Source organism: Microbispora rosea (assembly GCF_900156315.1).
GTDB lineage: Bacteria > Actinomycetota > Actinomycetes > Streptosporangiales > Streptosporangiaceae > Microbispora > Microbispora rosea.
On sequence record NZ_FTNI01000048.1, the window covers coordinates 16,290 to 40,069 of the forward strand.

The 23,780-nt window shown below is 69.5% G+C and carries 22 protein-coding genes; 6 read left to right on the forward strand and 16 right to left on the reverse strand.

The annotated features are described in order from the left end of the window. Nucleotides 1-48: 48 nt before the first annotated feature. Nucleotides 49-1,680, reverse strand: coding sequence for a phytoene desaturase family protein (locus tag BXA11_RS39160; RefSeq protein WP_076442910.1), 1,632 nt, complete (start codon nucleotides 1,678-1,680; stop codon nucleotides 49-51). A 161-nt stretch (nucleotides 1,681-1,841) separates the two neighbouring features. Here BXA11_RS39160 and BXA11_RS39165 point away from each other — a divergent pair, with 161 nt between their 5' ends. Next, complete coding sequence (locus BXA11_RS39165; RefSeq protein WP_076442912.1) at nucleotides 1,842-2,609, forward strand: SDR family NAD(P)-dependent oxidoreductase; 768 nt, start codon at nucleotides 1,842-1,844, stop codon at nucleotides 2,607-2,609. Beyond that, nucleotides 2,606-3,598, forward strand: coding sequence for a substrate-binding domain-containing protein (locus BXA11_RS39170; RefSeq protein WP_076442914.1), 993 nt, complete (start codon nucleotides 2,606-2,608; stop codon nucleotides 3,596-3,598). Before BXA11_RS39165 ends, BXA11_RS39170 begins: the two co-directional genes overlap by 4 nt. An 84-nt stretch (nucleotides 3,599-3,682) precedes the next feature. Here the strand turns inward: BXA11_RS39170 and BXA11_RS43540 are convergent, their stop codons facing one another. The 11 genes from BXA11_RS43540 to BXA11_RS39225 all read right to left on the reverse strand — a co-directional run bounded on the left by BXA11_RS43540 (nucleotide 3,683) and on the right by BXA11_RS39225 (nucleotide 16,685). Further along, a complete protein-coding gene (locus tag BXA11_RS43540) occupies nucleotides 3,683-4,015 on the reverse strand; it encodes a hypothetical protein (protein ID WP_076442916.1) in 333 nt (110 codons plus the stop codon). Continuing rightward, a complete protein-coding gene (locus tag BXA11_RS39180; protein ID WP_076442918.1) occupies nucleotides 3,958-5,655 on the reverse strand; it encodes an oxidoreductase in 1,698 nt (565 codons plus the stop codon). Before BXA11_RS39180 ends, BXA11_RS43540 begins: the two co-directional genes overlap by 58 nt. Next, a complete protein-coding gene (locus BXA11_RS39185; protein WP_076442921.1) occupies nucleotides 5,652-7,265 on the reverse strand; it encodes an FAD-dependent oxidoreductase in 1,614 nt (537 codons plus the stop codon). Before BXA11_RS39185 ends, BXA11_RS39180 begins: the two co-directional genes overlap by 4 nt. A gap of 29 nt (nucleotides 7,266-7,294) precedes the next feature. Next, nucleotides 7,295-8,290 (reverse strand): ABC transporter ATP-binding protein, encoded by a 996-nt coding sequence (locus tag BXA11_RS39190; RefSeq protein WP_030511355.1) that lies wholly within the window; start codon nucleotides 8,288-8,290, stop codon nucleotides 7,295-7,297. Then, nucleotides 8,290-9,300, reverse strand: a complete 1,011-nt coding sequence (locus tag BXA11_RS39195; RefSeq protein ID WP_239105268.1) for an ABC transporter ATP-binding protein — start codon at nucleotides 9,298-9,300, stop codon at nucleotides 8,290-8,292. Before BXA11_RS39195 ends, BXA11_RS39190 begins: the two co-directional genes overlap by 1 nt. Then, on the reverse strand, nucleotides 9,297-10,184 hold the full coding sequence (locus tag BXA11_RS39200; RefSeq protein ID WP_076442925.1) for an ABC transporter permease: 888 nt from the start codon (nucleotides 10,182-10,184) through the stop codon (nucleotides 9,297-9,299). Before BXA11_RS39200 ends, BXA11_RS39195 begins: the two co-directional genes overlap by 4 nt. Further along, nucleotides 10,171-11,121, reverse strand: coding sequence for an ABC transporter permease (locus tag BXA11_RS39205; RefSeq protein ID WP_076442927.1), 951 nt, complete (start codon nucleotides 11,119-11,121; stop codon nucleotides 10,171-10,173). Before BXA11_RS39205 ends, BXA11_RS39200 begins: the two co-directional genes overlap by 14 nt. A 98-nt stretch (nucleotides 11,122-11,219) precedes the next feature. Continuing rightward, complete coding sequence (locus BXA11_RS39210; RefSeq protein WP_076442929.1) at nucleotides 11,220-12,839, reverse strand: ABC transporter substrate-binding protein; 1,620 nt, start codon at nucleotides 12,837-12,839, stop codon at nucleotides 11,220-11,222. 67 nt (nucleotides 12,840-12,906) lie between these two features. Continuing rightward, nucleotides 12,907-14,139 carry an alcohol dehydrogenase catalytic domain-containing protein gene (locus BXA11_RS39215; protein WP_076442930.1) on the reverse strand — a complete coding sequence of 411 codons (1,233 nt, stop codon included), beginning with the start codon at nucleotides 14,137-14,139 and terminating at the stop codon, nucleotides 12,907-12,909. Nucleotides 14,140-14,294: 155 nt separating this feature from the next. Then, on the reverse strand, nucleotides 14,295-15,728 hold the full coding sequence (locus tag BXA11_RS39220; RefSeq protein WP_051762479.1) for an aldehyde dehydrogenase family protein: 1,434 nt from the start codon (nucleotides 15,726-15,728) through the stop codon (nucleotides 14,295-14,297). A gap of 111 nt (nucleotides 15,729-15,839) precedes the next feature. Further along, on the reverse strand, nucleotides 15,840-16,685 hold the full coding sequence (locus BXA11_RS39225) for an IclR family transcriptional regulator (protein ID WP_159454904.1): 846 nt from the start codon (nucleotides 16,683-16,685) through the stop codon (nucleotides 15,840-15,842). Nucleotides 16,686-16,789: 104 nt separating this feature from the next. On the opposite strand from BXA11_RS39225, the gene BXA11_RS39230 reads away from it, so the two are divergent. From BXA11_RS39230 to BXA11_RS39240, 3 genes are all read left to right on the forward strand, one after another. After that, nucleotides 16,790-17,440: an SRPBCC family protein gene (locus tag BXA11_RS39230; protein WP_076442935.1), complete on the forward strand. Its 651-nt coding sequence runs from the start codon at nucleotides 16,790-16,792 to the stop codon at nucleotides 17,438-17,440. Further along, nucleotides 17,440-18,177: an SDR family NAD(P)-dependent oxidoreductase gene (locus tag BXA11_RS39235; RefSeq protein WP_076442937.1), complete on the forward strand. Its 738-nt coding sequence runs from the start codon at nucleotides 17,440-17,442 to the stop codon at nucleotides 18,175-18,177. The genes BXA11_RS39230 and BXA11_RS39235 overlap by 1 nt, the downstream gene beginning before the upstream one ends. A gap of 107 nt (nucleotides 18,178-18,284) precedes the next feature. Next, nucleotides 18,285-19,070, forward strand: a complete 786-nt coding sequence (locus tag BXA11_RS39240; protein ID WP_143734783.1) for an IclR family transcriptional regulator — start codon at nucleotides 18,285-18,287, stop codon at nucleotides 19,068-19,070. Between the two features lie 111 nt (nucleotides 19,071-19,181). Here BXA11_RS39240 and BXA11_RS39245 read toward each other — a convergent pair whose 3' ends face one another. The 3 genes from BXA11_RS39245 to BXA11_RS39255 all read right to left on the reverse strand — a co-directional run bounded on the left by BXA11_RS39245 (nucleotide 19,182) and on the right by BXA11_RS39255 (nucleotide 22,055). Continuing rightward, complete coding sequence (locus tag BXA11_RS39245) at nucleotides 19,182-19,907, reverse strand: hypothetical protein (protein ID WP_076442941.1); 726 nt, start codon at nucleotides 19,905-19,907, stop codon at nucleotides 19,182-19,184. Nucleotides 19,908-20,018: 111 nt separating this feature from the next. Beyond that, complete coding sequence (locus BXA11_RS45155) at nucleotides 20,019-21,410, reverse strand: helix-turn-helix transcriptional regulator (RefSeq protein ID WP_076442943.1); 1,392 nt, start codon at nucleotides 21,408-21,410, stop codon at nucleotides 20,019-20,021. A 180-nt stretch (nucleotides 21,411-21,590) separates the two neighbouring features. Further along, entirely contained in the window at nucleotides 21,591-22,055 is a 465-nt protein-coding gene (locus BXA11_RS39255; RefSeq protein ID WP_076442945.1) for a hypothetical protein, read from the reverse strand. Between the two features lie 235 nt (nucleotides 22,056-22,290). Here BXA11_RS39255 and lgt point away from each other — a divergent pair, with 235 nt between their 5' ends. Further along, nucleotides 22,291-23,187, forward strand: a complete 897-nt coding sequence (gene lgt, locus BXA11_RS39260; protein ID WP_083744906.1) for a prolipoprotein diacylglyceryl transferase — start codon at nucleotides 22,291-22,293, stop codon at nucleotides 23,185-23,187. 221 nt (nucleotides 23,188-23,408) lie between these two features. On the opposite strand, the gene BXA11_RS39265 is transcribed toward lgt, so the two are convergent. Further along, a partial coding sequence (locus BXA11_RS39265) for a non-reducing end alpha-L-arabinofuranosidase family hydrolase (RefSeq protein ID WP_280175328.1) occupies nucleotides 23,409-23,780 on the reverse strand: 372 nt, incomplete at its 5' end.

The following is a 23,780-nucleotide window of genomic DNA, read 5'->3' on the forward strand; positions in this document are numbered from 1 at the left end:
GGCGACTCGGCCACGGTCTGCGGCGGGGAGTGGCGCATCAGGCAGCCGTCACACGGTCGGCGCGGCGGGCGACTGCCGGGCTGCCTCCTCCATGGCGGCGCGCACGTCGATAGGCGTCCACCAGGGCGTGAGGCCGAGGTCCTCGGCGATGATGCGGGACACGATGTAGCCGGCACCACCGGAGATCGCGCCGCCCGGATGCGTGGGCGACCCTGCCATGTAGAGGTTCGAGATCGGTGTGCGGTAGCCGAAGTGGTTCCACATGCTCTGGTCGCCGCCGAACGAGCCCACGAAGATGTCACCCTCGACCATGTTGGTGATCTCCTTCGTGTAGTCGTTGGGCGTGTAGGTCCACGCGTGGACGATGTTGTCGTCGGTGAGGTTCGGGGCGTACTCTCGCCACTTGTCGATCACCTTGCGGGTGATCTCCTCCTTGACGGGCTCGATGTTCTCCGGGTCCCCGCCGGGCGCGTAGGGCATCGCGTACCAGGCGTACGCTGTCGAGCCGCCTTCCGGCGCCTGCGACGGGTCGAAGGCCGTGATGTTGCCGGTGCCGAACGACACGAGGTCGGGAATGCGGCCCTCGGCGACCTGCTGGTGCAGGCCGAACAGGTCCTCCATGGTCTCCGCGCCGACGTTGTACTTCAGTGACTTGTGGAGCGCCGGGTTGGTGTCCGAGCCGACGTAGCGCGGCGCCTCCTTGAGCGCGAGGTGGACGCCGAACAGGCCCCAGGCCGTCTGCTTGAAGTTGTCGATCTTCTTGAGGTACTCGGCCGGCAGTTGGTCGCGGCCGACGAGCTTGTTCCAGGTCTGGGGGACGTCGATGCAGCTCGCCACGAACTGCCGGGCCTTGAACGAGCGACCGTCGGTCAGCTCGATGCCGGTGGCGCGGCCGCCGTCCACGACGATGCGCGCCGCCTCGGCCTTGTTGATGAAGGTGCCACCCGCGCGGATGAACTGCTCCATCAGGCCGCGGGCGAGGTTCCAGCTGCCGCCGACGCAGACCTGGTAGCCGGCCGACAGGTCGAAGCCGCGGACGGCGGCGCCCATCGGGCTCTTCTCCGAGACGGCGTCGTAGAGGACGGTGCCGAAGAGCGAGAGCTTGAACAGCATGAGGAGCTGGACCTTCTCGTTCTCGAACAACTCCTTCACGAGGTCGAGCGGCTGGCGCTCGATGATCTGGAGGAAGTCGCGACCGATCTCGCTCTTCTCCAGCAGTGCCACACGCTCGGCCTCGGCCAGCGGCTCGGAGTAGCGCTCGGCCAGGAAGATCGCGTTGCTGATCTTCTCCGAGCGCCGGTTCCACTCGCGGAAGGTCTCGGCGTCCTTCTTGGAGAACTGCGCGATCGAGGCGATCGTCTCCTCCGCGTCACGGGAGATGACCAGCGACGAGCCGTCGAGATGCGGCTGCGCGAACTCGTACTGCGGGGTCACGTAGTCGACCGTGGCCGAGAGGCCCAGGTCCTTGTACCAGGGCGTCTCGGTGATGTTGAAGTGGTTGATCGAGTGCGGGTTCTGGTAGAAGCCCGGCGGGCCCGGCTCGATGGTGCTCAGTCCCCCGCCGTACTGCAGCCGGCGCTCCAGCACAGCGATCTTGAGCCCGAGCTTCGACAGGTAGGTGCCCAGGATCAGCCCGTGCTGGCCGGCGCCGATGATGAGGCCGTCGTAGGTGTCAGACATGGTGCGCTTCTCCTCTTGGCTCTGCGGCCGGGTTGCGCTGAACGTCGAGTGTTCGGATAGGCGGAATGCTAGACCGCAGCGTCGAACGCCTGTCATGCTAGGTGTCGTCTCGAGAAGCGGTCAAGAAGCACGTCCGACTTCTCCGATGTGGAAGGAATCCCATGAGTCGAAGCGGAGTGCTCGCGGACCGGGTGGGTGTCATCACCGGGTCCGGCCAGGGCATCGGAAGAGAGTTCGCGGAGGCGTTCGCCGCGGCCGGCGCCACCGTCGTGGTCGCCGACCTCGACGGCGAGAACGCCGAAAAGGTGGCGGCGCAGCTGCGCGGCGGGGGCGCTCAGGCGCTCGGGCTCGGGGTCGACGTCTCCGACGAGACCGCCGTCACGCGCATGGTCGAGGCGGCCGTCGCCGAGTTCGGGCGCATCGACGTGCTCGTCAACGGTGCGGCGATCTTCTCCACCCTCACCATGAAGCCGTTCGAGGAGATCGGCGCCGACGAGTGGCGCAAGGTGATCGACGTCAACGTCAACGGCGTCTTCCTGTGCTGCCGCGCGGTCAGCGCGACGATGCGGGCCCAGGGCTCCGGCACGATCGTCAACATCTCCTCCTCGACCGTGCTCGGCGGACGCCCGAACTACCTGCACTACGTGACGTCCAAGGCCGCGGTCGTCGGCATGACCCGCTCGCTCGCCCGCGAGCTCGGTCCCGCCGGGATCAACGTCAACGTGATCATGCCCGGGTCCGTGGAGACCGGGATCCCGCGTGACTCCGCCCGCCCCGAGGCCGTCGAGCAGATCGTCGGCAACCAGGCGCTGAAGCGGCGGATCGTCTCCGCCGACATCGCCGGTGCTGCCGTCTTCCTCGCCTCGGACGCAGCCTCGATGATCACCGGTCAGAGCCTGGTCGTCGACGGAGGGATGAACTTCCTGTGAGCCGCAATATCGACCTGACCCTGGCCATCAACGACTCCGACCAGGTCCGCGACCTGGCCTCGGGCAAGGTCACCGTCAACGGGGTGGACCTGCGGGTCACCTACCACGAGGTGGAGGAGATCTTCTTCCGCTTCACCAAGTTCCGCGAGTGGGAGATCAGCGAGATGTCGCTGGGCAAGTACTGCTCGCTGCGCGGCGCCGGGGACGACTCCGTTGTGGGCCTGCCCGTCTTTCCCTCCCGCGCGTTCCGCCACTCCGGCATCTACGTGCGTGCCGACGGTCCGGTCGACGACCCGGCCGCTCTGGCCGGTGCGCGGATCGGCTTCCCGGAGTGGACCGTGACCGCCACGGTCTACCAGCGCGCGCTCCTGCAGCACGAGTTCGGCCTGGACCTCACCGCGATCGACTGGGTCCAGGGCGGCATCAACGCACCGGGCCGGATCGAGACGCTGCCGGTCGGGCTTCCCGACGGCATCACCGTGCGGGCGGAGCGCGAGCGCTCCCTCAACCAGATGCTGATCGACGGCGACCTGGACGCGGTGATCGTGCCGCACACCCCCGACGCCGCGACCGACGGCTCCCGGCGGGTGGTCCAGCTCTTCTCCGATGTGCGCTCCGTCGAGGAGGAGTACTACCGGCGGACGGGGATCTTCCCGATCATGCACGTGCTGGTTGTGCGCAAGGACGTGTTCGAGCGCTACCCGTGGATCGGGCCGAACCTGGTCACCGCCTTCACGCAGGCCAAGGACAACAGCATCGCCCGCATGCTCAGCGGCACGGCCCCGCACGTGCCGGTGCCGTGGGGTGCGACCACGGCCGGCATCGCGGCCGACATCTTCGGCGGCGACATGTGGCCCTACGGGGTCGAGGCCAACCGCACGACGCTCGATGCCTTCACCACCTACGCCGCCGAGCAGCGCCTGACCGCCACCAAGCTGGCCGTCGCGGACCTGTTCCCCGCCTCGGTGCTGCAGAGCCACGTGATCTGATCGTTCACAGGAACGACGACAGGGCCGCCGAGGCGACTCTGTCGTCGTTCCGGGAGCCGTACGCCGGGGCGGACGGCGCGCGGGTCAGATCATCGCGCCGAAGCGCCGGCCCTCCAGCACCGCGTGGGTGATCCGTCTCGGCGCGAGGGCGTCACCGATGACGTACGCCTCGCCCTCGTCGCCGGCCGGGACCGGGTTGGCGACCCGGCCGATCGCGGTGACGACCGCGCCGGCCGGGATCTCCCCGGCCGCGCCGCTGAAGACCTGCTCGGTGTGCACCACGCCCTTGCTCCACGCGGTCACCGCGGTCATCGAGACGAACTCCACCCCCAGCTTCGAGAGCCGGGACAGCAGCCCGCTCAGCGAACGAGGCTCGACGTCCTCACCGTGCGCGTGACGCTCGGTGAGCAGCCACACGCGCCGGCCCTTACCGGCCAGCAACTCCGCGGCGATGAACGGCTCCAGATGCGTCTCGGGACCACCCACGACGACCACGGGCACGTCGGCCGGCGGCCGACCAGCAGGTCGGAGGTGGTCAGCACCGGCGCGTCGACTGGGAACGGCGCCGTCAGCGGCTCCGCGCCCACCGCCCAGATCACCTTGTCGGGGGCGAGCTCGGCGAGGGTCTCCTCGTTCGCCTCCGTGCCCGGCCGGAAGTCCACACCGGTCGCCCGGACATCGCGTTCGAGCTGGCCGACCAGTGCCGACCACTCCTCCAGCATGGGGGACGCCACCAGGCGCCGCAGCGTACCGCCCACGGCGTCTTCGCGGTCGAGGAGGATCACCTCGTGCCCGCGTTCGGCGGCCTTCGCCGCGGCGGTCGCTCCAGCAGGCCCGGCGCCGACCACGACGATCCGTTTCGGCGACTCCGGCGCCGAGCCCGCGTGGAAGCCCTCGCGACCCGCATCCGGATTGACCGGACACGACAGCGGGACCCGCACGCACTCGTTGCAGCCGATGCAGAGGGCGATCTCCTCGCCGCGACCCGAGACCGCCTTGGCGGCGAAGTCCGGGTCGGCGATGTAGGCCCGCGCGGCGCCGATCAGGTCGGCGTCGCCCTGCTCGAGGATCTCCCGCGCGAACGCGGCGGTGGTGATCCGGCCGGTCACCAGGAGCGGCCGCTCGAGGCCGGCCTCGGCCAGCGCGGTGCGGATCGCCCGGGCGCCGTCGACGGCAGGACCGTGCGCGGTGAGCCAGGGACTGGTGTACGGAGTGCTCGGCCGGCCGTTGCGCAGTCCGTTGTGGTTGCCGATCGAGACCGACAGGTAGTCGAGGTACGGCGCGATGTCGCAGGCGATCCTCGCCGACATCTCCGGAGTGAGCCCGCCCTCGATCTCCTCGCTGACCTGCAGCCGCAGCCCGAGCAGTGGCGTCGAGCCGATCCGCTCGCGAACCCGCTCCAGCAGGCGCACCAGCAGGGTGGAGCCGGCGGCCCACTCGTCGGTGCGGCGGTTGTAGTACGGCGAGATGAAGCGGTTGAGCAGGTAGCCGTGGCCGGCGTGCAGCTCGACCCCGTCGAATCCGTTGGCCGCGATGGAGCCCGCGTTGCCGACGTACCCCTCGATCAGGTTGCCGATCTCGGTGCCGCTGAGTGCGTGCGGCACCGTGCCGAACTCGTCGCCGCGCAGAGCGGACGGCGCCAGCGCCGGCGAGAAGCTGTCCCAGGACCGCTCCGCGCCGGGGTGGTGGATCTGGCCGATCGCCACGGCGCCGTGCCGCTGCACCGTGTTGGCGAAGCCCGCGAAGACGTCACCGAGGCCGGCGAGCAGCTTCGTCTCGTACCGCTCGTCGCGCGGGTGGTACGGCACGCCGTCCTGATCACCGCGCGCGCCCTCGAGGCCCGCGACGATGTCGGGCGGGTAGACCGGCATGTTCATCACGCCCATACCCGCGGGCAGGATGGCCATGGCGACACCGGCCTCCGCACGCCGGCTCAGGTACGCCGGCAGCCGCCCCGCACCCAGGCGTCCCAGGTGCGGGGTCATCACCATCCGGTTGCGGAGGGTGCGGGAGCCGATCCGCAGGGGCTGCGCGAGCAGGTCCGCGGACGTGCTCAACGGGCGAGCGCCTTCGCGCTGAGGTAGCCGTAGGTCATGCCGGCCGCCAGCGTCGCGCCGGCACCGGGGTAACCGGGACCGAACGGGCTCGCGGCCACGTTGCCGGCGGCGTAGAGCCCCTTGATCGTGCCGCCGTCCGCCGCCAGCACGTTGCCCGTGGTGTCGGTCTGCGGGCCGCCGTTGGTGCCCAGCGCGCCGAGGAGCACCTCGACGGCGTAGTACGGGCCGCCTTCGAGCGGGCGCAGGTTGCGGTGCGGCGTCACGCGGGCGTCACCGCGATAGGAGTCGTAGGTCGACTCGCCGCGGTGGAACTCGATGTCGACGCCGGTGGCGGCGTAGTCGTTGTACCGCTTCATCTGGTCGAGGAAGCCGTCCTTGTCGATGCCCAGCTTGCCGGCCAGCTCCTCGTAGGAGTCCGCGACCGTGAACCAGCTCGGGGTCGGCGTCTCCGGGGTCACCGTGGCCACGGAGTAGGAGTCCCGGAAGCGCTGGTCGAAGATCAGCCAGCAGGGCTGGTTCGCGTACGCGTAGGCCTGCGGGTCGAAGTTCGCCAGCGCCTTGCCCATGTCGTTGTAGTTCATCGCCTCGTCGACGAAGCGGCGGCCGGACTTGTTGACGATGATGCCGCCCGGCAGTGCCCGCAGACTGCTGGTGGGCCGGTAGAGCGGGGCGCCGTCATAGCTGTCGCCCTTGACGTAGATCGAGGGGCTCCACCAGGCCTGATTCATGTTGCCGAGCATCGCGCCGGCGCCCATGGCCATGATCAGGCCGTCACCGGTGTTGTGCGGCGGGCTGGACGGAGCGGTGAGCGGTGCGCCGAGGAACTGGTCGACCAGCGTCTTGTTCCACTCGAACCCACCGCTGGCGAGGACGACGCCACGCCGGGCGCGCAGCTCCTGCTCGACGCCCTCGTGCTCGACGACGACGCCCGCGACGGAACCGTCCGCCCCGCGGATCAGCCGCCGCGCCGGGGTGTCGGTGTGCAGCGTGACGCCCTTGCTCTGGCAGCCGTGCAGCAGGGCGCCCACGAGCGCGGCGCCCATGCCGACGATGCCCTTGCTGACCCGGTCGGCGACCAGGGCCCAGTCCCAGCGGTCGAGAGTGTCCTGGCCCCACTCGTCGACCTCGAGGCGCGTGATCGGCACGCCGCTGTGCGCCTGACGCAGCTTGGGCTGCAGGTCGCCGAGCAGGGTGGTGTCGAACAGGTCGCCCTGCAGGGTCCGGCCGCCGCCGGCCATGGCGCCGGCCATGTCGGGCTGGTAGTCGGGGTGGTGCGGGTTCGCCTCGAACGAGATGCCCGTGAGCGCGACGACCTCGTCGAGCATCGGGTTCACCGTGTCGACGAAGATCGTGTAGCGCTCCTCCTCGACGCGGCCCATCGTGATGGTCTTCAGATACGCGAGCGCGTCCTCACGGCTGTCCGTACGGCCGAGGTCGGCCAGCCAGCGGTTGCAGGGCGCCCAGATCGAGCCGCCGGAGACGACACTCGTGCCACCGAAAACGCCGGCCTTCTCGACGACGGTGACGCTCAACCCGGCGTCGGCCGCGATCAGCGCGGCAGTCAGCCCTGAGGCACCGGAGCCCACGACGACGACATCGGCTTCGTTCATGTTTCTCTTCTCCTTTGTGTCGCTGGTGGTCACGAGACGTGGTGGCAGGCGATGAACTGCCCGGGCCGCTTCTCCTCGAGCTGCGGTTCCTGCTGCGCGCACCGGTCGGTCGCCAGCGGGCAACGGGTACGGAACCGGCATCCGCTCGGTGGGTTCAGCGGTGAGGGCAGGTCCTGGGCGGCCCCGGCCACGGAGGGCTTGATCCGCTCCCCCGTCACCCGGGGCACCGAGGCGAGGAGGAGCTGGGTGTAGGGGTGGTGGACGGTTTCGCGATCGAGCGCCTCCACCTCGAGCACCTCGGCGACCTTGCCGAGGTACATGACGAGGATCCGGTCGCTGATGTTCTTCACGACGCCGAGGTCGTGGGAGATGAACATCATCGCCAGCCCGTGCTCGGCGCGGGTGCGCTTGAGCAGGTTGAGCATCTGGCTCTGGACCGAGACGTCGAGGCTGGCCAGGATCTCGTCGCAGATCAGCAGGCTGGGCCGCATCATCAGCGCCCGCGCGATCGAGACCCGCTGGCACTGGCCGCCCGAGAGCTCGTGCGGGTAGCGGTTCCAGACCGTCGCGGAGTCGAGGCCGACGTCGTCGAGCAGTTCACGCGTCCGCTCCTCCAGCGCACGGCGGTCGCCGCCACGGTGCCAGATCTCGACGCCTTCCTGGACCAGGTCCTTGACCTTGCGCCGCGGGTTCAGCGACGCCATCGGGTCCTGGAAGATCAGCTGCATCGCCACCCGGGTCTCGCGAAGCTTCTTCGCCGACAGGCTGCCGAGCTCGGTGTCGTCGAGGTTGACGACACCGCTGTTCGGGGCGGGCAGGTGCATCACGGCGCGTGCGACGGTGGATTTGCCGCAGCCCGACTCGCCGACGAACCCGACGGTCTCCGCCGGTGCGACGTCGAAGCTGATTCCGGACACGGCGTGGACGCGCCGGCCGCCCTTCGCGGGGAACTCGACCTGGAGATCCTCGACCCGGAGCAGGGTGCTGCCGGCTTCGCGCAGGTGGGTCTTCCCGGTCCCTGCCATCAGATGCTCACCTCCTTCGTGCTGCGGACCGCGTCGAGCGGGTAGAAGCAGGCGGCGCCGTGGGACGGAATGCCGCCGCTCTCCAGGGAGGGCTCCTCCTCCCTGCACCGGTCCTGGGCGAACCGGCAACGGGGGGCGAACCGGCATCCCGGGAACCGGTGGGCCGGGTCCGGTGGACGGCCGGGGATCGACACCAGCTCCGCCCGTGCCGGGTTCTCCAGGTGTGGCTTGGCGTCGAGCAGTGCCTGCGAGTAGGGGTGCCGCTGGTGACGGAAGAAGTCCGACGACGCGGCCTCCTCCTGGATGCGTCCGGCGTACATGACGGCGACCTTGTCGCTGCGGCCGGCGACAACGCCGAGGTCGTGGCTCACCAGGAGCATGGCCATGCCCTGCTCCTCGCAGAGCGTGCCGAGCAGATCGAGGACGTGCTTCTGGACGGTCACATCGAGCGCGGTGGTCGGTTCGTCGGCGATCAGCAGCTGGGGTCGGCAGGCCAGGGCGATGGCGATGCCGACGCGCTGTCGCATGCCGCCCGAGAGCTCGTGCGGGTACTGGCCGAACCGGCGGGCCGGGTCGGGGATGCGCACGGTGTCGAGCAGCTCGATCGCGCGCCGCCTGGCCTCCTGGCGGGAGATCGACTTGTCGTGCTGCCGCAGCGTCTCGGTGATGTGGACGCCGATCAGCTTGACCGGATTCAGGGAGCTGAGCGGGTCCTGGAAGATCATCGCGATCCTGGCGCCCAGGTACGCCGCCCGCATCTTCTTGTCGGGGTTGGTGATGTCGACACCGTCGAAGAGCACCGACCCGGTGACCGTGGCGTTCGGCGCAGTGCTGGTGAGCCCCATGACGGTGCGTCCGAGGACGGACTTGCCGGATCCGGACTCGCCCACGATGCCGAGCGTCTGACCGCGCTCCAGATCGAAGGAGACCCGGTCGACCGACACGACTTCGCCACGTGAGGTGGTGAACGTCGTGGTCAGGTCACGTACGTGCAGCAACGGCCGGCTCACAGCGACACCTCCCGCTTGTCCCAGCGCTTGCGCATCCGCTCGCCGAGCAGGTTGAACGAGAACACGGTGAGGAACAGGACCGCTGCCGGGACGTAAACGAGGTGGGGATAGTCCTCCATCTTCCCGTTGAGGCCCTCACCGATCATGTTGCCCCAGGTCGGCTGCGGCGGACGGAGCCCGATGCCCAGGAAGCTGAGCGAGGCCTCGGCCACGATCAGGGCCGAGACGTACACCAGGCACATCGGCACCACCGACAGCAGCACGTTGGGCATGAGCTCGCGGAACACAACCCGCGCCCGGCCGGCGCCGAGCGCCCGGGCGACGGTCACGAACTCCCGCTGGGCGAAGGCGAGGGTGTTGGCCCGCGTCACCCGGATCAGGCCCGGGATGGCGACCAGCGACAGCGCCAGCGCCATGTTGAGCGCGCTCGGCCGCAGCACAGTGGCCAGGGCGACGAGCAGGATCAGGGCGGGGACCGCGAGCAGGGTGTTGGTCAGCGTGCCGATGACCCTGTCCACCTTGCCCCGCAGGTAGCCGGCGATGACGCCGAGCGTGCCGCCGACGAATGTGCCGATGAGGACGGCGGAGATGCTCACCGTCAACGAGACCCGGGCGCCGTAGATGATGCGCGAGAGCATGTCCAGGCCGAGGGCGTTGGTGCCGAGCGGGTGGGTGCTGCCCAGCGACGGCGGTTGGTAGACCGGCTCGAGGAGGGTCTTCGCGGCGTCCTGTGCCTCCTGAAGTCCGAGCATGGGCGCGGTGATCGCGGCGAGGATGAGCACCGCCAGCCACGCGCCGCAGAACCACAGCAGCAGGTCGATGCGGCGACGACGACGTGCGGGCCGCGCGGTGGGCGCGAGCGCCGCGGCCTCAGGCGCCGACACGACGGATCCTCGGGTCGATGACGCTGTACATGAGGTCGACTCCGGCGTTGATCAGCACATAGCAGGCGGCGATGACGAGCACGGCGCCCTGGACCACCGTGATGTTGCCCTGGCTGGCGGAGCTGACCACCAGCCGGCCCATCCCCGGCAGGGAGAAGAGGGTCTCGACGATCACCGTGCTGCCGATGAGCTGGGCCAGGCTGAGGCCCAGCACCGTGATCAGCGAGTATGACGACGGACGGAACGCGTCGAAGATCATGATGCGCCACGCGGGCATGCCCTTGGCACGGGCGGAGAGCACGAAGTCCTCCTGAAGAGTGCGGACGAGGTCACCGCGCAGGACCCGGGTGAAGGTGGGGATCTCGAGCAGCGCGATCGTGATCACGGGCAGCGCAGCGTGGTAGAGGTTCTGGCCGAGCCCGTCGGTGACGCCCACCCAGCCGACGCGCGGAAAGAGGTGCAGCTGGTTGACCAGGAGGGCGATCAGCACCAGGCCCGAGACGAAGCTCGGCACCGACATGATGCCGAAGGTCGTGGCACTGGCCGCCCGGTCGAGCAGGCCGTCGGGGCGACGCGCCGAGATCATCGCGAGCGGGATCGACACGACCAGTGCGACGACGAGCGCGAGCACCGCAAGCTCGATGCTGACCGCGAACGCGGACCGGATGAGACTGGTGACGTCCTCGTTGGGCGGCACCATGGAGGTGCCCAGGTCACCCTGGAACACGTGGCCGAGCCACGTGAAGTACCGCTCCACCAGTGGTTCGTTGAGACCGAGCTTCTCGCGGAGCTCGGCGTAGGCCTCGGGCGACTGGTTGTCACCGAGGATCGCCACCGCCGGATCTCCCGGCATGAGTGAGGTGAGCGAGAACGTGCCCAGACTCACCAGGAACATGACCACCAGGAGCTGGGCCACCTTTCCCGCCGCAGCTTTCATCAGGTCCTCACCAACTTCACCTCGGCTGAACGATCGGACGGGCAGTGGTGCGGGGGCGGCGGACGACGCCCCCGCACACCGTGGTGCATGACGCAGGGTTACTTGCTGATCCATGCCTTGGAGAAGTCGAGCGTCAGCCGTGAGGAGACCTCGATGTCGTGCACGTTCTTGTTCCACACGACCATCTGGGCCGTCGTGTTGTAGGGCACAGCCGGCACCGTCTCGGCCCACTGGGCCTGGATCGTCGCCATCTGGGCGGCCTTTTCCGCCGTGTCGTCGGCGGCGGCGAAGTCGCTCAGCGCCTTCGCGATCGTCTCGTTGTAGTAGCCGAGCTGGTTGTCCTTGCGGCCGAAGCGCTCCAGGTAGCTCGTGTAGAGCTCGCCCGGCTCGTCCGGCACCGGCCAGCCGTACATCGCGAGGTCGTAGTCCCGCTTGATCAGGACCGCGTTGATGAGGTCGGTGATCGACTGCACCGGCTTGGCGTCCACCTTGAAGCCGACGGCCTCGAGCTGGGCCTCGATGGTCAGCGCCGCCTCGGCCTGCGCCGACGGGTAGATCAGCTCGATCTTGCCGTCGAAGCCCTTCGCGTCGGCGAGGTGCTTCTTGGCCGCCTCGGCGTCGTAGGTGAAGGTCGGCTTGTCGTTGGCCCACTGCGACTCGGCGGAGAAGATGCCGGTGCCCGGGAACGCGTTGCCGTCGAAGGCGCGCTGGTTGATCACGTCGGGGTTGATCGCGGACGCGATGGCCTCGCGGACGTTGATGTCCTTGCCGGGGGTGTCCGGCCGGCTGGGCGTGCCGTTGTTGATCAGCAGCATCGAGCCGGTGTTGGTCATCCGCACGTAGCCGCTGTAGCCGCTGCTGGGCTGGATGTAATCCTTCACGATCGTCGGCGTGCCGATCAGGCTGCCCTGGATGCCACCGGCCTGGAGGGCGTCCTTCAGCGCCTGGTCACCGGTCGTGATCGTCTGGAAGGTCAGCGAGTCGAGGTACGGCTTGCCGTCCCAGTAGTCCGGGTTGGCCTTGAGCACGAGGTTCTGCCCCGGGGTCCACTTGTCGAGCATGAACGGACCGGCGCCGACCGGCTCGCGCTGGTAGGACTCGCCCTCGTCCTTGACGGCCTTCGGCGAGGCGATCATGCCGGGGGCCTGGGAGAGGAGATAGGGGAAGTCGGCCCACTTCTGTTTCAGCGTGATGACCACCGTCTTGGCGTCCTTCGCGACCGCCTTCTTCACCACGGAGGTCCACAGGCCGGAGAAGCCCGCGCCGCTCTTGGCCATGCGGTCGAAGTTGAACAGGACGGCGTCCGCGTCGTACGGCGTGCCGTCGGTGAACTCGACGCCGTCCCGCAGGACGACGGTCCACTCGGTGAAGTCGTCGTTGGCGCTGATCGAGTCCGCCATCGAAGGCGCGTACTTACCGGCCTTGGTGTCGTACTCGGTCAGGGTGCCGTAGACCGCCCGCGCCTCGTCGCCGCCCGAGGTGCCCGAATACTGCTGCGAGACGGGGTCGAAGCTCGCGATGCCGCCGCCGTACCCGAAGGTCAGCGAACCACCGCTGACCGGGTTACCCGAGGCTTCGGTGATCCCGAACGACCCGTTCGTGACCTTCAGGGGGTCGGCCTTGCTGGACGTCGGGGCGGACGTGTTGCTGCAGCCCATCATGACCAGGGCGGCGACGGTTGCCGTGACCCCGATGGGCAGGCGGCGAATCTTTCTCATTGGTTCTCCCGGATGGGTGGAAGGATCAGGTGTCCCCCGTGACCTCTCCTTGGCGGGTTGGTGGTGCTTACTCGAAGGTGATGATGGGAAGCAGGGCGTCGCGGTTGAGCGCGCTCCACAGCGCCTCGTCGGCGCGCTCGAACGGGAGGATCGGGTCGCACAGCGCCTTGGCGTCCAGGTAGCCGTTCTCGATCAGGTTCGCCAGGCGCGGGATGTCCCGGAGGACGTTGGCACCGCCGTAGGCGGCCGAGAGGTACCTCTTGCCGTGGTAGTCGAACGGCCCCGGGGCCGGGCCCCAGACCTTGGGATCGTTGGTCGGCGCGACGACGCCGGTGGCGACGAACGTGCCACCGCGACGGGTCATCTTCGGCCCGAGGGTGATGAAGTGGGCGCCGGTCCTGTCGTCGGGGCTCCCGGTGGTCGGGTCGCCGAAGGTGATGCCGGCTGCCTCGAAAACGTGGTCGGCGCCGTTGCCGTCGTAGAAGCCCTCGTACGGCTTGCCGCCGGCGTCCATGTTGTCGGTTGCCGGCCGGCACAGCTCGCGGACCTTCCCGACGAGGTGGTCCATGCCGACCTCGTCGGAGTTGAGCACTACGTGCGCTCCGGCGGCCTTGGCGGCGTCGAGGCGGTGCGGGATCCGCTCAACAGCGATGATCAGACGGGCACCGGCCATCTTGGCGGCCTGGATGATCGCGAGACCGAGCGGACCGGCACCGAGGACGACGACCGAGGATGCGATCTCGATGCGCATGCCGAGCAGGCCGAAGGCCCAGCCGGGGCCCGGCACACAGGCCAGCGAGGCGAGTTCGATGTTCGAGAGCCTGCTCTCGTTGACCGGCACGACCCACGATTCGTCGTTCACGGCGAGCTCGGCGAAGCCGCCGGTGTGGTCCTGCCAGACCGACCGGCCGTCCTCCATCTCGGCGAACGGCGGGTTGTCGGGGTGGGCGAAATCGATGTCGTTCTTGTGACCGCAGCACCACCACTCGCCGCGCAGGCAGCTGTAACAGGTGCCGCACGCGGGGAGGACGGGCGTGACGACCTTGTCGCCCGGCTTCACGCGGGTGACGAGCGGGCCGACCTCCTCGACGATGCCCATGGCGCCGTGACCCGGGCTGCGCGGCCGGACAGCCTGGTTGGGAAGCTCGGACACGTTCGTGACGATGGTGTAGCAGGCCTGCGCCGCCAGGTTCCGGATCACGACGTCCTTCGGGCGGATCGGGTTCAGGCGCAGCGTCTTCATCTCGAACTTGTCGTCGTATCGAACCCATCCCTGGAAGGTCCGGGGGGTCTCGCTCATCGGTTTCGCTCCTTGAGGTGGTGGGTGCGCCTGTGCTCACCTCGCACGAAAGGGCACCGTGCGACGCTCAGGCTAGGAAAGGGTTGTGACGACGGCCACAGATCGCAGCCGCATTTCTGCAGGACGGAATTGTCCCTATCCTGACTGTCCGAAAATCAGCGGGAGCCCGGTTGGAGGTCCAGCGAGACCGCCTTCACCTGCGTGAAGGACAGCAGCTCCTCGACGTGCTCCTCACGCCCCAGCCCCGAGTTCTTGACCCCGCCGAACGGGAGGCCGACGAAGTGCCGGGACGACGTGTTGAGCCAGACATAACCGGCCTCGACCTTTCGGGCGAGGATGTGAGCCTTGGCCACGTCCTGAGTCCAGAGGCTGGCGGTGAGGCCGAGCGGTGAGTCGTTGACCAGGCCGATCGCCTCATCCTCGGTGTCGAACGCGGTCACCGAGAGCACCGGCCCGAAGATCTCCTCGTTGAAGATCTCCGCGGTCGGCGGCACGTCGGCGAACACGGTCGGTTCGACGAACGCACCCTTGAGCGAGGCGCCGCCTCCGGCCACGGCCCGCAGACCCTCCCCCTTGGCCCGCTCCACGAACCCCATCACCCGGTCACGGTGCTGCGGGGTGACCATGGCGCCCATCTCGGTTTCCGGGTCCAGCGGGTCGCCCATCCTGACCGCCTTCGCACCGGCCGCCACGCGCTCGACGATCTCGTCGACCAGCGAGCGGTGCACCAGCAGCCGCGAGGTCGAGCCGCAGGACTGCCCGGCGGTCCAGTGGAAGTTCATGCCCGTGATGGCGCCGGCCGCGGCGACCGCCGGATCGGCGTCCTCGAGCACGACCATGGGGTTCTTGCCACCGAGTTCCAGCGTCGTGTTCTTGATGCCGGCCCGCGCGGCGCTCTGCAGGATCGTCTGGCCCGTCGGCACGCTGCCCGTGAACGCGATCCGTCGTACGTCGGGGTGCGCCACCATCGCGGCACCGGCCGTGACACCGAAACCGGAGATGACGGACAGCACGCCCGGCGGCACCAGCGGCGCGAACAGCTCGGCCATCCGCAGGGCGGAAAGCGGCGTCTGGTCGGGCGCCTTGAGCACGACGGCGTTGCCCGCGAGCAGCGGCGCCGCGATCCGCGAGGCCGCGAACATCAGCGGGTGGTTGTAGGGGATCAGCCGCGCGACGACGCCGTAGGGCTCGCGCACGGTGTAGTGGAGCATGTTGGACCGCCCGACCACGGTCTCCCCGCCGAGGTTCATCGCCCAGTCGGCGAAGACCTCGAGCAGCTCGGCGGCCAGGTCGACGTCACCCTTCATCGCCGTGACCGGGTTGCCGCCGTCCTGGGCGTCGAGGAGGCCCAACTCGTCCCGGTGCTCGCGGAGCGTGGCGGCCATCCGCCGCAGCACCTTCGCGCGCTCGGCCGGGGCCGCAGCCGCCCAGTCGAGGTAGGCACGCTTGCCGCTCGCCACCGCGCGGTCGACGTCGTCGGCCGTGGCGGCGGGCACGAACCCGAGGGACTTTCCTGAGGCCGGAGAGAAGGTCTCGTAGGTGTCACCATTGCTCGCCGGCACCAGCTTGCCGTCGATCAGCATATTCATCGTTAGCTCCCGTCACCTTTGGCAAGGGACGTAATCAGGAGCGACCGTCTTCATACTCGGCGGCGTTCGAACATTCTTGAGGACAGAACGTTTTCTTCCGGGCTCGGCCCCTCAGGCGATGTCGCACAAATCGGGCGCCATCCGGGACGCCTCCGCCATCAACGCCTTGCCGATCTTCGGGATCAGGCTGTTGGGACAACGCGACGGGCGGACTGCGACCGCGAGCGCACCCCGCACGACGCCGTCGGTGTCCTTGAGCACCACAGCGACCGAGACGATGTTGCGCTCGCTCTCCTCGTCGTTGATCGCATAGCCGCGCCGGCGTACGGCGTTGAGCTTGGAGACGAGCTCCGGAAGCTCGGAGACGGCGGGGCCGTAGACAACGGGGAGCCCGTGGGAGTAGAGGGACTCGAGCTCTGCCTTCGTGAACTGCGCCAGAAGCGCGCGGCCGCCGGCGGTGTTGTGGGCGGGGAGCACCATGCCCTCCCGCGTACCGACCCGGTCGGCGTGGGCCGCCTCGATGCCGTCGACGAACCGCACCGCCGAGCCCTGGAGCGCCATCAGGTGGACCGTCTCATCGAGCTGCCGGCTCAGGGCGACCAGCGACGGCCTCATCACGGCGCGCAGGTCGCGTCCGGACCGCGCCGATGCCGGCGTCACCGAGAACGCCGGGCCGAGATGGTACTTGCGCTTGAGGTCCTGGACGGCGAAGCCGTGGTGGACCAGCATCGCGAGGAGGCGGTGCGCCGTGGACGGTGCGATCCCGAGCTGGCGCGCGACCTCGACGACGCCCAGCCCCGGCCCGAGCTCGAACCCGGGCGGGCCGGCACCGTCGCCGGCGATCACGGCCGGCACGTCGGTCCGGTTGCGCAGCAGCGTCAGCAGCCGTAACGCGTTGTCGACGGACTCGATCGGATAAGCGGCGGGCTTGGTCGAGCGGCCCACAGCATTCTGCACGACGGAAACCCTAGGACGGTCGTCACACCAGGTCAACGACGATCCCTAATCTCGTCGCTGTCACGGGCAGACCTTGCCCGCCCGAGCGCGTCCGGAGGAGTCACGTGCCGCAGATCCGATACACGGTGCAAATCGCGACGCCAGTTGAGCGCGTCTGGGCCTTCGTCGAGCACCTCCCCAACTGGGCGCCACTGATGATCGGCTACCAGAAGGTCGTGGAGGTGAACGACCGGCAGTCCATCTGGACCCTGAAGGGCGACATGGGCATGCTCGCCCGCGAGGTGGACCTGCAGGCCGACATCACCCTCTGGGAGCCGCTCAAGCGTGTCGAGTTCACCCTGACCGGCCTGACCGAGAAGCTCTCCGGTTCCGGCAGCTTCACCCTTGAGCCGGCGGCCGGCAACGACGCCCGGGAGGCCGAGACGCCGGCCGAGAAGTCGCCCGCGCCGAGCGCCCCGGCGCCACGGCGCAAGCGCCGTCGTCTCCGTGAGGCGTTCGCGCGCTTCCAGGCGCGGATGATGCGCCGGATGATGAAGCGCGCCGAGGGCGCCGACGAGGCCGTGCGCGCCGCGGCCGCGACGATCGCCTCCGCTCCGGCGGACAGCAGCGGCGCGGGGTCCCTGCTGACCTTCGAGCTGCAGGTGCAGCCGGGCGGCCCCATGGCGCCGATGCTCGAGGTGCTGATGGCGCCGATGCTCGAGCCCGCGGTCTCCGACCTGACCAAGGGCATTCGCGCGGCCCTCGAGGCCGGCTGATGTACCCGGGCCTTGCGCACCGACGGGTCCTGGTGACGGGCGGGGCCGCCGGGATCGGCGCGGCCATCGCGCGCCGCCTCTCCGACGAGGGGGCGTACGTCGCCGTCCTCGATGTGGCCGACACCGCCTCGATCGTCGCCGAGCTCGGCGGGCGGGCGGTTGGTATCCCGTGCGACGTCAGCTCGACCGCGTCGGTCAACGCGGCGGTGGCGCATGTGGTCGAGCGGCTCGGGGGCCTCGACGTCGTCGTCAACAACGCCGGCATCATCGGACCGAACGCCCCGCTGGCCGAGACGAGCGATGCCGACTTCACCCGGGTCGTCGACGTCGACCTCGTCGGCACCTTCCGGGTCTGCCGGGCAGCGCTCCCCCACCTGGTCGCGGCCACGGCCGGGCGGGTCGTCAACATCGCCTCGATCGCCGGCCTCGAGGGCAACAAGGGACGCTCGGGGTACGCGGCGGCGAAGGCCGGTGTCATCGCGTTGACCCAGTCGCTCGCCCGCGAGGTCGCCGAGAGCGGCGTGCTGGTCAACGCGGTCGCCCCGGGATCGGTCGGCGACACGGGCATCGTAGGCCCGATGCCGGACCTGGCGGGACGCGCGATCCCCAACCAGCCTCTCGGCCGCATCGCCGGCCCGCCCGAGGTCGCGGCGCTCGTGGCCTGGCTGTGCTCCGACGAGGTCAGCTTCTCCACCGGCGCGGTCTACGACATCACCGGCGGCCGCGCGGTCTACTGATCCCCGCCACCGGATCAGCGGTACGGCGTGACGTCTTCGGAGTCGACAACCCTCCACCCAGGCGTCTCGCTGACACGAACGACATTCCGCAGGTTAGAATCATTATCTTGCTGATCGTCGTGAGGACACCCATGGACGCGCCGGACACGCTCTCCCCCATCGGCTCTGCCGACAACGTGCTGCGCCTGATCGCGGCGTTCGAGCAGCACGACAAGCTGCGGGTGGCCGACGTCAGCCGGATGCTGGGGGTCGCGCGGTCGACGGCGCACCGGCTGCTCCGGGTGCTGGTCGCGCACGGCTTCGCGTCGCAGGACGAGCTGTCCAAGGCCTACGTCGTCGGGCCCTCGCTGTTGCGCGTGGCCGTGTCGATCTCCCGGGGACTCGACCTCACCAAGGCCGCGGCCCCCGTGATGGCCGAGCTCGTGACCGAGCTCGGCGAGACCATCCACCTCGCCGTCCTGCAGGGCTCGGAGGTCTTCTTCCTCAAGTCCATCGAGACGCCGAAGTCACTTCGTGTAGGTGCGCGGGACGGTGATCTCCGTCCGGCCTACGCGACAGCGACCGGACGGATCCTCCTTTCCGAGCTCAGCGACGAGGAGCTCCAGACCCACCTGCCGAGCGTGCTCGCCCCGCTCACACGCAAGACGGTCACCGACCGCGAGGAGCTCACATCGGTCCTGGCGACGGCACGACGGCTGGGCTACGCCTGGAGCCTCGGTGAGAGCGAGGAAGACGTCGCGTCGGTGGCGGTTCCGGTGCGGAACGCGAGCGGCAGGATCGCCGCCGCACTGGCGGCCGCGGCGCCGCCTTCCCGACTCGGCGAAGAGGACGTCGCGTCGATCGCCGCGAAGCTGACGTCCGGTGCCACCCGGATCAGTTCCCTCCTGCTCTAGGTGTACTGACCACAGAGGTCAGGTACGCAGCGACACGGTCGTCGACGACGGCCGGCGCCGTACGGGAGTGGTGACGCCACGCGAGGGCCCCTGCCCGCCGGTCCCTGCCCTCTAATGCCTGCCGAGTCCGGCGCGAAGCCCGAACCAGCCGACCGCGGCGACGAGTGTGACCTGGAGCAGATACCCGACGGCGACGACCCCGGCGCCGAGTGACTCGGCCGGCAGCCCGACGAACACGACGACGTATGCGATGCCCGTGATCGACAGTCCGCGCGGCATCGTCTTCGAGATCAGCGTCCCGACGAGCACGAGCAGCACCCCGACCGCGATGGCGACCTGGGTGCCGATGATCGCCGGCAGGAGCCGGTCGAGATGTGCGTTCAGGACGTCGAAGAGCTGCCGGCCCTCGGCCTCGGGCAGTACCTCGGGGTCGGCCGCGTACGCGAACGGCAGCACCTGGGCGGTGATCGTGAGGGCGAAGAGGATCCCGCCGATCCCGGCCAGCAGGGCGCCGGCCAGGTTGAGCACACCGGCCCTGCCCCGGGCGAGCAGCACGAAGAAGACCCCGGCGGCGACCCAGGAGATCGCATACCCGGGACCGCCGAGGTACAGGTTCATCGGCCAGTACGCGCCGCCTAACGCGCGTACGTCGTCGTACCGGACCGTGCCGTCGAACGGCGGCTCCCAGAAGGTGAACCCCGTCCGTCCGGCCAGCGAAACCAGCAGCAGGACGAAGAGCCCGACGAGAGCGACGCGCCGCGGGGCCCAGCGGGCCGGGACCGGCTCGGCAGCCGCGGCCGGGGGGATCACGGTGCCGGGGAGTTCGGATGCAGTCACGGTCGTGTGCCTCCTTCGATCGGTGTCAGCGCGACTCGCGCTGTTGTCCACCGTCACCACGGGGCGTCGTGCGGGCATCGGCCTCAGCACCTATCTTTGGAAAAGACCAGCTCAGTCGGCCTTGCTCAGCCCCTGTGGCCCCCGGTTCCCAGCAGCGTGATCCAGCCAGATCCTCGCCGCCCGCACGCGACGATTCGTCTCCGCGCCGGGCGTGAGGCCGAGCTTGACGAAGATCGCGCGGAGATGGGCGTCGACCGTGCGCTCGGACACCACGAGCTGGGCCGCGATCCCGGCGTTGCTCGCCCCCTCGGCGAGGACGGCGAGCACCTCGGCCTCGCGCGGGGTCAGGCCGGTGACCGTTGCCCCTCCGGCCGGCGCCGCGAGACCCTTGTCGTTCAGGGCCTGCGGATCCTGCGCGTGCTCCGGGTCCTGCGCGTGCTGCGGGTCCTGCGGGTCCTGCGGGTGCTGCGGGTGCTGCGGGGTCAGGGCCCGGGCGAGTCGTCCGGTCCCGGCCCAGGCGCCGCCCCCGACGACGACCGTCACGGCCGCGACGAGGAACGCGACCGAGCTCGCGCCGAGCCGGAGACCGGGAGCCGCGATGATGGTCCCGGTCCCGATCACGACCAGGGCCGCGCCGGCGAGCCCGGTGCCGCGCACGACGATCGCCACCTGGCGACCCTCGACGCCGCCGCGCGCGGCGATCAGCGCGCAGGCGGTGCTGAACATCGAGGCTCCGGCGAGAGCGACAAGGAACGCGACCGAGCCGAGCGACGGTTCTACGGCGCCAGGGTCACGGGCAACGGCGAGCAGGAGGCAGAAGCAGACGGTGAGCGGGGCGGCGCTCGCCCCGGCCGCGGCGACTCCGATCCGCGCGCGGGCGGATCCCTCCGAGCCGAGCGCGGCACGCCACAGCGTCACCGGGACGAGCAGGAGGGCCAGGACGCCGAGCAGCGTGGCAAAGGTGCCGACCGGCTCGAGTGCCGTCCGCCAGTCCTCCGGCGCGATGGTCGGCAGCCCGGTGAACGGCTCGCTCGCCGTCGTCAGCAGCGCGTCGGCGAGCGTGACCGTGCCGCTCGCCGCGGCCAGGACCGGGTGTGTCCAGGGTGCCCTTGCACCGGTCCGGATGGCCGCGGACGCGGTGAGCTGCATGAGGGCGAGCGGCGGGATCCACGCCGAATTCCAGGCGGCAACCGCGAGTGCGGCGGCCGGGTGCCCTGCCGTGACCATCCACACCGCCCAGGCCGCCAGGACGAGATTGGCGAGCAGGGCGGCGCAGAGCCAGGTCGCGAGCGTGCCGGCCCGCCGGTTGCCCACCCCGGCGAGCCGAGTGGCGGCAACGGCCGCGCCGGTCGCTCCCGCCGCCAGCGCGAGCACGCCGACCGGGTCGGTGGCGAACCCGCCGTGGCCGGCCAGCCGGAACGCGAGCAGGGCGGCCACCGCGACGCCTCCGGCGGCTCCGGCCAGAACCCGGCCCGCGGACGGCAACTGAGCGATGGCGATCACGCTGGTCTTACCGGCGGTCGGTCACGAGCCGAAGCGGCGTCATGCGCCACACTTTAGCCTCCGGCGGATTGGGCGTCTCGGCCCCTTGTCGGCCTTATCACCTGCGTCGTCTGACGCACCTCCCGCATCGCCGACGTCGTCCGCCATAAGCCCGGTACGCGGTGAATGGCCGGCGTGCCCTTATCGGTGGGCGAACCGCCAGAAGCGCAGCTTGAACAGTTCTACGCGAAAGATGTCGGGAGGAAAGTCCGGATCGAAGTGGTTTTCCAGCGTCTTCGCGTGCACGTGCACCGACCATTCGACATCGGCACAGCCCAGGTCGAACGTCTCATGGTCGCCACTCATGAAGTTCTCCCGGGCTTGGAGCCTGCCCGAGGGCACACGCACCCGTCCGCTCCACGAGCGCTCCCAGGAGGGATCTACAGCCGATGGCGGGCCGCTCCACAATTCGACCCGCACGTAGGCGCGGCATTCCCTATTCGCCCGAAGGAAGAACGCCTCGTCGGTCTCGATCCACCAGTGTTCCTCCCGAGCTTCCGTCGGGAGCGAGGCGGCCAGGGGGTCGCCACTGTCCCCGTCCACGATGTCGATGTTCCCGTAGAGGTCGTTGACCTCGTATACGAGACTGGCCAGGCAGTCGGCCACGCAGCACCTCATATCGCACTCGGCGTCTGTTTCGGGAGAATCAAAGCAGGCACGTACGACATCCTCGGAAAAGCCTTCGGAGACGCCGGCGCCGGCGGACGTACCACGCCTTTCCGGGTGTCACCGCCGTTCCGGAAAGCGAAAGGCCCCGGGATGGCTCCGCTTTCTGCAATACACCTTTGCGATCGGGTCACGAAGGCGGCCAGGTGGCCTCACGTTGACTAGCCTCACCGGCATGCCCCTTGCCTCGGTTCCCAGCCCTTCCGAAGGGGTCTGGTATCTCGGGTTCATCCCGATCCGGGCCTACGCGTTGTGTTTCATCGTCGCGATCGTCTTCGCCGTCTGGCTCAGCGAGCGCCGCTGGCGCGCCCGCGGCGGCGAGAAGGGTGCGATCGGCGACATCGCGGTGCCCGGAGTGATCTTCGGGCTGATCGGTGCCCGCCTCTACCACGTCATCACCGACTGGCAGACCTACTTCGGCCCGCACGCGATCAAGGAGCCCTACCGGGCGCTGTTCATCTGGGAAGGCGGGCTCAGCATCTGGGGCGCGATCGCCCTGGGAGGCGTGGGCGTGTGGCTGGCCTGCCGCCGCCGGGGGTTGTCTCTGCACGACGTGGCCGACACGGTCGCGCCGAGCATCGCGTTCGGGCAGGCCATCGCCCGCTGGGGCAACTGGTTCAACCAGGAGCTGTACGGCGGTCCGACCACGTTGCCGTGGGGCCTGGAGATCGACCAGGCGCACGGCGGCGAGCCGGGCATGCTCTACCACCCGACGTTCCTGTACGAGTCGCTGTGGGACGCGGCGCTCGGCTTCGGACTGATCCTGGCCGGCAGGCGGTTCACGCTGCGCCACGGCCGCCTGTTCGCCCTCTACGTGGCCGGCTACACGTTCGGGCGGTTCTGGATCGAGGGGCTGCGGATCGACCCGGTGGGCGGAGTCGACCACGCGGTGACGCTCCTGGGGCTGCGGATCAACCAGTGGACCTCGATCGTGCTGTTCGCCGGCGCACTGGTCTATCTCTGGGTGACGCGTGACAAGGACACCGAGCAGGTCGTGGTGCCGGTCTCCCACCCCAAGGCCTCGAACGAGGAGGGCGGCGGGCAGGCCTCCGATCCGATCGGGAGCGCCTGACCCGGCTCACATGCCGTAAAACTCCCGAAGAGGCGTCCGGTCGTGGAGTCGTGCAGGGGGACGGTGCGAGGGCTCTCCGCGTGACTGGGCGGGCTCGGCCGTGCGCCGAGCCCGCCGGTCGGGTTCCGCCCGGTCCTCATCGTTCACGGTGACGGCGCTCAGGTTCTGTACGCGTGCGTGCCGTGAACGACGGGAGACCGGGACGGACCCGTGTCATGCCGTCAGCGCTGGAGGGTCAGCACGCCGGGGCGGTAGGGCAGGAGGCCGTAGTCGACGCCGTTGGAGCTGGGGCTGCGGCCCTGGTAGAGCAGCTGCAGGTTGCAGGGGTCGACGGTCTTGGTCTGGTCGGGGTTGGACCGGACCAGGTCGCCGTGGCTGATGTCGTTGGTCCAGGTGGCGCCGCTGTTGGCCTTGCCGGCGAAGGGGTTGCTCTCGCTGGTGGCCTGCGGGGTCCACGAACCGCCCAGGCTGGTGGCCGTGTACGAGCGGAAGTAGCGGCCCTGCGAGCCGATCGACTCGACGAGCATGAGGTACTTGTTCTGGCCCTGGAGCTTGTAGACCTCGACGCCCTCGAACAGGTTGTTCGTGGAGTC

What these genes read in the sequence shown, in the direction of transcription:
- BXA11_RS39160 (WP_076442910.1), bottom strand. Translation starts at nt 1,680, where the DNA reads ATGTCTGACACCTACGACGGCCTCATCATCGGCGCCGGCCAGCACGGG.
- BXA11_RS39165 (WP_076442912.1), top strand. Translation starts at nt 1,842, where the DNA reads ATGAGTCGAAGCGGAGTGCTCGCGGACCGGGTGGGTGTCATCACCGGG.
- BXA11_RS39185 (WP_076442921.1), bottom strand. Translation starts at nt 7,265, where the DNA reads ATGAACGAAGCCGATGTCGTCGTCGTGGGCTCCGGTGCCTCAGGGCTG.
- BXA11_RS39190 (WP_030511355.1), bottom strand. Translation starts at nt 8,290, where the DNA reads ATGGCAGGGACCGGGAAGACCCACCTGCGCGAAGCCGGCAGCACCCTG.
- BXA11_RS39205 (WP_076442927.1), bottom strand. Translation starts at nt 11,121, where the DNA reads ATGAAAGCTGCGGCGGGAAAGGTGGCCCAGCTCCTGGTGGTCATGTTC.
- BXA11_RS39210 (WP_076442929.1), bottom strand. Translation starts at nt 12,839, where the DNA reads ATGAGAAAGATTCGCCGCCTGCCCATCGGGGTCACGGCAACCGTCGCC.
- BXA11_RS39215 (WP_076442930.1), bottom strand. Translation starts at nt 14,139, where the DNA reads ATGAGCGAGACCCCCCGGACCTTCCAGGGATGGGTTCGATACGACGAC.
- BXA11_RS39220 (WP_051762479.1), bottom strand. Translation starts at nt 15,728, where the DNA reads ATGAATATGCTGATCGACGGCAAGCTGGTGCCGGCGAGCAATGGTGAC.
- BXA11_RS39235 (WP_076442937.1), top strand. Translation starts at nt 17,440, where the DNA reads ATGTACCCGGGCCTTGCGCACCGACGGGTCCTGGTGACGGGCGGGGCC.
- lgt (WP_083744906.1), top strand. Translation starts at nt 22,291, where the DNA reads ATGCCCCTTGCCTCGGTTCCCAGCCCTTCCGAAGGGGTCTGGTATCTC.